Below are 4577 nucleotides of genomic sequence, written 5' to 3'. Positions count from 1 at the left end.
GGGCCAGGACGGCCTCCCGGCTCCAAAAACCGGCGCCCCACACCCCGACACGACGTCGGCAAAACGACCAAACGCGAGAAGACCCTTGCAGCCAGACTCGGGCAGGCAGGAGGTTAAAGAACAAGCTAGTGTTCTGCGCCTGAAATCCGTTGTAGATATCGGGCGAGGGAGTCGAGGATCTCTTCGGCGGTCTTGGTCCACACGAACGGCTTGGGGTTGGTGTTCCACTGCTGGACCCAGGCGCGGACGTCGGCTTCGAGTGCTTGGACGCTTTTGTGGACGCCGCGCTGGGTGAGCTGGGTGGTGAGGTAGGCGAACCAGCGCTCGACCTGGTTGAGCCAGGACGATCCGGTCGGGGTGAAATGCACGTGGAAGCGGGGGTGCCTCGCCAGCCATTCGTGGACGAGTGGTGTCTTGTGGGTGGCCAGGTTGTCGCAGACCAGGTGCACCTCCAGCTCGGCGGGCACAGCCTTGTCGATCGCGACTAGGAATTTGCGGAACTCGGTGGCGCGGTGCCGGCGGTGCAGTTCGGTGATGACGGTGCCGTCGGCGATGTTGAAGGCCGCGAACAGGCTGGTGGTCCCGTGCCGGGCGTAGTCGTGGGTGCGCCGCTCGGGCATGCCCGGCATCATCGGCAGCACCGGCTGCGAGCGGTCCAGCGCCTGCATCTGCGATTTCTCGTCCACGCACAGGACCACGGCCCGCTCGGGCGGCTGGTGGTAGAGCCCGACCACGTCCACCACCTTCTCCACGAACAGCGGATCGGCAGAGATCTTGAAGGTGTCGGCCCGGTGCGGCTTGAGGTCGAACCGGCGCCAGATCCGCCCGATGGTGGACTTGCTCAGCCCGGTCCGTTCGGCCATCGACGCCCTGGACCAGTGCGTGGCGTCCTCGGGGGTCTGCTCCAAAGTGAGCGTGACCACCTGCTGGACCTTGTCCAGCAGGATCGAGGGCGGACGGCCAGGGCGGCGCTCATCGGCCAGCCCGGCCAGGCCGTGTTCGATGAACCGCTTGCGCCACTTGGCCACCGTCGGCGGCGAGACACCCAGCTCGTCGGCCACATGCGTATGGAACGCCCCGGGCTGCGCGCATGCCAGCACGATGCGGCACCGCAACGCATACGCCTGGCGTCGAGGTCGCCGCCCGCGCCCCACGCTCCAACTCCGCCCGCTCGGCCGCGGTCACTGAAAACGGCGCCTTCGGCCGCCCCGTCCTTGCCATCGACCCAGCATAGATTTACACAACGGATTTCAGGCGCAGAACACTAGTCGCCCCTGCTCGCCACCTGCGTCTGCTGCGACGGGTCGGCGTGCCCAGTGTCGGACGAAGTGGAACAGGACCTGTCCCGGGCCTTGGTCTGTCATTCGGTTGCTGCCATCTCGCGGCAGATGTGGGCCAGTTCGAGAGCGGCCTTGAGGTCCGGCAGCCTCAGCGCAGCCGTGATCTTCGCGCCGGAGGCGCGGAAGACCGTCGCCACCCGCGTGGGCTTCGTGCTCTCGGGCCAGGTGGCGTCCTCCTCGACCACCATCAGGCGCTCGCTGACCGGGTGCCAGGACCGAGGGGTCAGCTTGATCCCTGAACGCTCCACCCACTCGGCGAACTGGGCAGGCGTGATCGGGCCCGCGCCCTTCGGGCCCAGGACGACGACTGGATCACCGACCGCGCCCGCCGACCGCTGCGGGTCGCCAGCGTTGACGCCGGCGTGCCACTCGTTGATTGCTGCTTCAAGGCTTGAGTCCACACCCAGAACTATATGCGATTCGCATACATTCACGTTCGGGTGGAAGCGACGTCAACCTCGTCCAGGGCGGTGCCGTCGGTGACCAGCGCGTCCAGCAGATCGGCGCGAGCCTGCTCGTCGTTCCAGACGATGTTCGGCTTGCCCGCCTGCCCACGGCGACCTCGGCGCCCCGGGATCGTGGCGGATCACCACGCGGACCCGGCGGCGACGAGCTGGGTGATGGCGTCCTGGGACGCGACCGTGCGGGAGGCCGAGTGTGACGCCTTATGCCGGGAGGCCAGTAATAACCCACGTCCTCAAGGTGTCGCCAGCCTGAAACGAGAGGCGCTGCAAGTGCTGGGCCACCGTCACTCCGCCGATCTTCCTACTCGCGGTCGGGGCGGACGATGTACCAGGCGCCCGCCGGGGTGGTCCACAGGAGGAGTCCGGGCCAGATGTGGTGGAGGTTCCAGTCTGGGCTCTGCTTGAGTCGGTGGTGCCTTCGACAGAGCGGTGCGAGGTTGCAGCGGCAGGTGATCCCTGGCCGCCAAGGCACGGTGTGATCGAGGTCGCAGCGGTGTGAGGGCTGGTTGCAGGTGGGGAACACGCAGGTGGCGTGGCGTCCTTCGATCTCTCGTCGCATGCTGGCGGGAGGCCGGTGACCGGGCCGTCCATGCCGGTCGTCGTCGCCTTGGCAGAGCGCGTCGCGTTGGCGGGCGAGCCGGGCGGCGGTGCGCTGCACAGCGTGGTTGACCGCCGTGGGCAGCTCGGCTGCGGGGGTGCGGTCGCGGAGGTGCGTGAGCCGCCGCGCCATCATCGCCGCCAGCTCCGGGATGGCGGGATCTTCGTTCGGTGAACCGGCATCACCGGCCGGGTCCGCTGCGGTCGCCGCAGGGGTCGGCGGGCCTGCGCCGTTGGGACGCGGCGCGCCGCTGGACTCGATACCGGCCATTCGCGGCGCGGCTGCGCTGTCGCGGAGATCCAGCGTCCCGCCGTTCTGCTGATCGGTGGCGCCAGCCTGGGCGAGTACTGCGTGAACGGCGTCCGGGAGGGGAGCGCCGTTGAGCAGTTGGGTGGCCAGGTCGGCTCGGATGACGTGGATGGGACGGGTGTCGCCGTCGGCCTTGAGGCCGTGGGCGGCGGCGGTGATCTTGTTGTGGATGCCGTGGGCGTCTTCGGCGGCCAGGTCGCACAGGGCGAGGTCGGCCGTCCCGGATGGGTTGTCCCACAGCTCCAGCCGCCGCTGCCGTACCGCTTCCCGCCTGCGTTCCTCGACCGCTTCGGGGGCCAGCCGCTGCGCGATCCGCTTGATGCGTCGCCGCAGTTGTCCGGTGGTCTGGTCGGACGCCTTCTCCAGGGCCGCCGCCTCGACCCGCCGGGTCACCTGCTCCGGAAGGGCGTCGGTGACGTCGCAGATGACGCGGGCTCTGGCCATGTCGATCCGTCCGGTCTCCAGCGCGTCACCCGTACGGCTGAGCGGGCCGGTGAGTTGTTCGGCCAGGTGGACCAGGGTGGCGGCGGTGTTGCCGGTGACCGTCAGCGCGGCGGCGACTTCTTCGGTGACCGCTTCACGCGCGGGCAGGATGCGGTAGTCGTGATCGTCCGCCTCTTCGGCGGCGGTGCGGCGCGCGGTGAGTTCGGCGATCGCGGCCAACTCCCGCGCTTGGGCCCAGGAGGTCTGCCGACGCGCGGCGGCAGCCACGTGAAGAAGCTCGTCATCGGTCAGGTCGGCGAGTCGCTGTTTTCCGCCGGAGAGGCAGATCGCCAGGTGCGGACCGGGCGGAAACCATGCCCGCCCTTCCCATTCACGGGAAACGTGGACGATTTCCGGCCCTTCAACAACTTCGAGGGGCATGGCCACCAGCACTTCACCTCCCAACACAATCCCACACCCCATAATTATAAAAGAAGATCACCCCAATACCCCTAGACAATTCAGACACGCCACATTACTGTCACCCCGTTTTCTCACCTGCGGCGCCCAACCCCCCGTCCTCGCCGAATGCTTTTCCGCGCGGAGCGCGGCATCCCACAGAACCCCGCACCAGACCCGCAGATGAACACCATTCCCGAGCCGACGACCGCAACCAACGTGACAGCAACCGGCAACAAACAGAAACGAGCGCGCCCACTTTCGGAAGGCCACCTCAGCCCCCACCAAGAGCAACCACATAGAACCGATAGAAAGAAAGACCCCGGCCACGCGCACACCAGAAAGGTCCACAACCGACCTCAACCGGCCGGCGGGAAACAAAAAGCCCCGACCCCGCAACAATCGAGGGGCCAGGGCTCCGGAGTCGTCCGGGGAGCGTCAGCGCTTGAGATCAGCCACCAATGCCGAGAACGTGTCGCGCGCGACGACGAGCTTCGGTCCGTCCGGGTCCTTGGAGTCCCGGACGCCGACACCCGAGGGGAGGTTGGCCAGCTCCACGCAAGCGCCGCCATTCCCGGAGCTGTGCGATGACTTACGCCATGCCGCCCTGGTCAGATCCATGATGATCTTCCTTCATGATGCGGCGGAGCAGGTCCGCCGACTGCCTCACCGACAACGCCGATGACTTGATCGACTCGTAGCACAGGACCCAGTGGCCCACGTCCTCCGGGCGTTCGATGAACCGGCCGCCCGTCAGATCTTCACTGTAGGCCAGGGTCATCCCGCCGGGGAGAGCCAAGAGAATGAAGCAACACGTCAGACCAGCATGCGCTCCTGTGTCGGAGGGGATTACCTGGCAGGGCGAATGCGTTCTCAGATAGTGAGATCGAGTAGTTGAAGTGCGTGGTCGGGGTGTGCCCGGTAGTGGTCGTTGGCGGCGGCGATGTTGGTCCAGCCCATGAGGTCGGCGAGGGCGATGGCCAG

Annotated in this window: 4 protein-coding genes and 1 pseudogene; all 5 read right to left on the bottom strand. The window is 67.4% G+C overall.

Annotation, left to right across the window (positions count from 1 at the left end):
* Positions 1 to 125: 125 nt before the first annotated feature.
* Positions 126 to 1221 (bottom strand): annotated as a pseudogene (locus tag E1281_RS37800) (IS630 family transposase).
* A 139-nt stretch (positions 1222 to 1360) separates the two neighbouring features.
* Entirely contained in the window at positions 1361 to 1741 is a 381-nt protein-coding gene (locus tag E1281_RS37790) for a hypothetical protein (RefSeq protein WP_131884506.1), read from the bottom strand.
* Between the two features lie 364 nt (positions 1742 to 2105).
* Positions 2106 to 3422, bottom strand: coding sequence for an HNH endonuclease signature motif containing protein (locus tag E1281_RS37785; protein ID WP_165959285.1), 1317 nt, complete (start codon positions 3420 to 3422; stop codon positions 2106 to 2108).
* A 609-nt stretch (positions 3423 to 4031) separates the two neighbouring features.
* Positions 4032 to 4151 carry a DUF397 domain-containing protein gene (locus tag E1281_RS37780; protein WP_347813339.1) on the bottom strand — a complete coding sequence of 40 codons (120 nt, stop codon included), beginning with the start codon at positions 4149 to 4151 and terminating at the stop codon, positions 4032 to 4034.
* 34 nt (positions 4152 to 4185) lie between these two features.
* A complete protein-coding gene (locus tag E1281_RS40870; RefSeq protein ID WP_279433689.1) occupies positions 4186 to 4443 on the bottom strand; it encodes a Scr1 family TA system antitoxin-like transcriptional regulator in 258 nt (85 codons plus the stop codon).
* Positions 4444 to 4577: the final 134 nt, after the last annotated feature.

Source organism: Actinomadura sp. KC345 (assembly GCF_004348515.1).
GTDB lineage: Bacteria > Actinomycetota > Actinomycetes > Streptosporangiales > Streptosporangiaceae > Spirillospora.
Note: the sequence above shows the minus strand (reverse complement) of the source record. Positions and strands in the feature narration are given on the sequence as shown.